Source organism: Pseudoalteromonas sp. UBA6610 (assembly GCF_002433295.1).
Lineage (GTDB): Bacteria > Pseudomonadota > Gammaproteobacteria > Enterobacterales > Alteromonadaceae > Pseudoalteromonas > Pseudoalteromonas atlantica.
Genome location: NZ_DJHW01000043.1, coordinates 1 through 4,236, shown reverse-complemented (window position 1 = coordinate 4,236; position 4,236 = coordinate 1). Strand labels below are relative to the sequence as shown.

The window sequence follows — 4,236 nt, the reverse complement described above, 5'->3', positions numbered from 1 at the left end:
AAACCGAAGTTTTACTTAACTCTCTGAGCCGTTGTGCCTTGCTATGCTTCAGCGTTTCCCGTCTCAGTGGGGTCGCATTATAGGGAGATTCGAGCGGGGGTCAATGTTTTATTTCAGCTTTTTGACAAATAAATGAATTTAGTATAAAACGCATACAAATAAAGGCCTGCGGGCTGATTTTAGATTAAAAAACGCGCATGTTAAGTCGCTATTTTACAGCTAATATTTGCGCGTTAGAAAAAGCAGTACATTTAGTAATCGCTGTACTGCTTTGTTGGTTTTAATTTGCTGCAATTTGCCATACAGCTATAGAACCTGAGATCTCATTACCGATTATAAGCAGTGGCTCGCCTGTCGCACTTTGTTCGGCAGATACAAACACCATGCCTTCGGGTGCAAGGTCGCCGGTTATATCTGCCCCTTCTATTACACCACGGTTATAAAAGTAATCTTCAAATTGCACATCGTAAGGATTGGTAATATCGTAAACCATAATCCCGCCCATCCGCTCGAGACCTATAAAGGCAAAAGTGCGTTCGTCTATCGTACCTATTGTTAGCGCTTCGGGTTCTGCGCCTTTATCATCTGAGCGTGTGTCACCTTCGTTTTCATCTTCATTGTTATTAAAGGCTTCACCATGAACCGATGCGGTAATACGGCCTATGTCATCGCCTGAGTCAAATACCACCAGCCCATTACTGTCCCAAATAGTAAATGAGCGTGCACCATAGGCATAAAGCGATTCGTATTGACCGTCGTCATTCGTATCACCTTTTACAGTGCTTACCTTCAAGCGGCCTATATCGTCATCGTCGTTATTTAAGTAGTCAAAATTAGCTGCAAGCGTTAAATTTTCAACACGGCTTTCATCTATATAGGCAAGACAGCCATCATCTTCATCGTAATCAAGGCCGCCCTTTGCTGCGCAGTCTGCTCCATCTGTTACATCAAAGAAGTACTCGCGTGCATCACCTTCATTTGCCGATACTATAAAATTTGCGCCTTTCCAGCTAAAGCTTGAAATTGTATCTGGCTGATACATACCATAAAGCCCTGGGTACGATTTAAAATTAACACCGCCGTCTTTATCTGAGGTATCTATTTGTAAATCTGACCAGTCTTTAAAGCCTAGCGCTTTTAGCTCTACGCTATTATCTTCTAGGTTAATAATAGCGAGACCGTTATTTTCTTGAATTGATACGTAGGCATATTTGTTATCTTTAGAAATGCTGACGTACTCAGGCTCTAAATCCATAGCTACTGTCGTATTTATTACATTTCCTTTAATAGTGCGCCCTGTAGGGTTAGCAAACACAAATCCATCAGACTCAAGTTCAGCTTGCTGACTATTGTAAGTAGTAAAGTCAATATTAGTTGCCGTATCAGCTACTACACCTTCTACTATATTAATTATGCTTACAGAGCCTTCTGGGTCGATACTGTAATCGCCATTAGGTTCACCTTCATTGGCTACAACTACTTTTGTACCGTCGTGGTTAAAAGTCACCATGTCTGGTAAAAAGCCTGCTGGTACATTTTTTATGAAGGCGGGTGCATCGCCGCTTATGTCGTAAAATGCAATTTGACCCGCTTCGCCCACATTTTTAGCAGCCATAGCCACAGCTAGCATTTGGTTGTTTTCATCTATTGCTATGCTGTTTGCATCGCCTGGGGTGTTGTCGTTTAAGGTAAGGGTAATGGTTGATGTTAGGTTAGTTGCACTCACTATCCCTTCGTTATCTTTAACAAGGGCAGCCATATCAAAGGTGTCGGCGGGTATAATATTAACAATGGCTTCATCACCAGAGCTGTTAATGGCGTAAATCCACTTTTTAGATGCTTGATAAGCGACTATTTCGGCTGCACCTTCGGGGCTTTGGGCATTAAGTACAGCGCGGCCTACTAAACTTATATTTAACGCAGAGTTTGCATTAGTGCCGTTAGTACCATTTAGACCCGCTGTGCCTTGCTCCCCTTGGATACCTTGCGTGCCGTCTTGGCCGTCATCTCCATCTAGTGAGCAACCCGTTAATATTGATATGAGTGAAAGTGCTATAAGTGACCTTTTTAACATTGTTATTTTCCTTAGTGTGGTATTGAACAAAATAACAACACACAGGTATGACAAAGCTATGGCACTTTTATTTTCATTAGATTTCGGCAATAAAAAAGCGAGTGTTAAACTCGCTTCAAATAGGTATTAACTTTTTATTTTTTAACTGGCCGTTTCCAGCCTGTTAAATTACGCTGTTTAGAACGTGCTATTGCAAGCTGCTCATCTTCAACGGTACTGGTGATCACAGAGCCTGCACCTACAGTTGCTGTTGCACCAATGTTTACTGGGGCAACAAGCGATGAGTTAGAACCAATAAAGGCGTTATCACCAATAATGGTTTTTGCTTTATTAACTCCATCGTAGTTACAGGTAATAGTACCTGCGCCTATATTCACTTTTTCGCCAATTTCAGCATCGCCTAAGTAACTTAAGTGATTAGCTTTAGAGCCTTTACCTAAGCGGGTTTTTTTCATCTCTACAAAATTACCAATGTGCGAGTCTTCTTCCATAACCGCACCAGGGCGCAGGCGAGCATATGGGCCTAGCGTACATTTAGCCGCTACGCTTGCATCTTCAATTAGGGTATTCGCTTTTATTACAACGTTATCGCCTATGGTACAGTTTTTAAGTACGCAGTTAGGGTCAATTTGTACGTTATTGCCTAGGGTTACATTACCTTCAAAAATAACGTTTATATCAATTAATACGTCTTCGCCTGTTTTAACATTGCCACGTACATCAATACGAGCAGGGTCGGCTAGGGTGGCGCCATTTAACATTAGCTCTTCTGCTTGCCATGCTTGATAAGCACGCTCTAGGCCTGCAAGTTGTACGCGGTTGTTTGCGCCTTCAACTTCCATTGCATGATCGGGCTGTGCTGACGTGATTTCTACACCTTCACTGTGCGCCATAGCAACAATATCTGTAAGGTAGTATTCGCCTTGCGCATTATTGTTAGATAGATTGCCTAACCATGTTTTTAAAAGCTTGCCGTTAACCGCCATAATGCCGGTGTTTACTTCGCTGATAAGTAGCTGCTCAGCGCTTGCATCTTTTTGCTCAATAATACCTACAAGCTTGCCATCTTCTCGTAGCATACGGCCATAGCCATTTGGGTTAACCAAATTAACTGTTAATACCGCTAAACCATTTTCAGGGGTTGCAGCTAGCAAGCGCTCAAGTGTTGATTGCTTTGTAAGAGGTACATCACCGTATAAAACAAGTACAGTGTCGTCATCATTAATATGAGGGCTTGCTTGTGCTACTGCGTGGCCAGTACCAAGTTGTTCTGCTTGCAGTACCCAGTTTACGTCGTTATCGGCAAGTTGTTGTTGTAATAGTTCGCCGCCATGCCCGTAAACTAAATTAGTGGTGGTTGCACCAAGTGCCTTTGCGTTATCTATAACATGCTGCACCATTGGTTTACCTGCAACGTTGTGCAGAACTTTAGGTAGAGCAGAGCGCATACGAGTACCTTTACCCGCAGCAAGAATTACTGTTGTTAGAGCCATTAAAACAATTTCCTTTTTCCGTTGTTTTAGTGAGAAGTTAATGAAAGTAGCTTAACTAGATTACGCATGTCACTCCATGTATACATACTCAGCCGTATTATAAAAAATAATGACTGAATCTATGATAAACAAACTATTCATAATAATTACACTTATTGTAACCAGCTTTGCTAACCGATATAAGTGTAAAGCCAAATTACAGGCACAAAAAAGCCCACATAACGTGGGCTTTTAAAAACCGGATAGGCTTACTTTTTACGTAATTGCTGAATTACGCGAAGTTGTGCAATAGCTTCTGCTAGTTGCATAGCTGCTTTTTGATAATCAAATTCAGCTGCTGATGCATTAGCCATTTGGCTTTCTGCGTCACGCTTAGCTTGCTCTGCGGCTTGCTCGTCTAGGTCTTCACCACGAACAGCTGTATCAGCAAGTACGGTTACTATGTTCGGTTGAACTTCTAGTGTACCGCCAGCAATGTAGATGAGTTCTTCTTCACCATGTTGCTTAACTAAACGTACCATACCAGGTTTAAGGGCAGTTAGTAGTGGGGCGTGACCGGCATTAACACCAAGCTCACCTTCACTACCAGATACTTGAATCGATTCAACTAGACCAGAGAACAAGCTCTGCTCTGCGCTTACTACGTCAAGATGTACAGTCATAGCTGCC

Annotated in this window: 3 protein-coding genes; all 3 read right to left on the bottom strand. The window is 42.2% G+C overall.

Annotation, left to right across the window (positions count from 1 at the left end; all coding sequences use genetic code 11):
• Positions 1 to 280: 280 nt before the first annotated feature.
• Complete coding sequence (locus tag B4F91_RS05685; RefSeq protein ID WP_096042519.1) at positions 281 to 2,074, bottom strand: choice-of-anchor I family protein; 1,794 nt, start codon at positions 2,072 to 2,074, stop codon at positions 281 to 283.
• A gap of 134 nt (positions 2,075 to 2,208) precedes the next feature.
• A complete protein-coding gene (gene glmU / locus B4F91_RS05680) occupies positions 2,209 to 3,567 on the bottom strand; it encodes a bifunctional UDP-N-acetylglucosamine diphosphorylase/glucosamine-1-phosphate N-acetyltransferase GlmU (protein ID WP_288635421.1) in 1,359 nt (452 codons plus the stop codon).
• A gap of 248 nt (positions 3,568 to 3,815) precedes the next feature.
• A partial coding sequence (locus tag B4F91_RS05675) for a F0F1 ATP synthase subunit epsilon (protein WP_288635419.1) occupies positions 3,816 to 4,236 on the bottom strand: 421 nt, incomplete at its 5' end.

What these genes read in the sequence shown, in the direction of transcription:
- B4F91_RS05685 (WP_096042519.1), bottom strand. Translation starts at nt 2,074, where the DNA reads ATGTTAAAAAGGTCACTTATAGCACTTTCACTCATATCAATATTAACG.
- glmU (WP_288635421.1), bottom strand. Translation starts at nt 3,567, where the DNA reads ATGGCTCTAACAACAGTAATTCTTGCTGCGGGTAAAGGTACTCGTATG.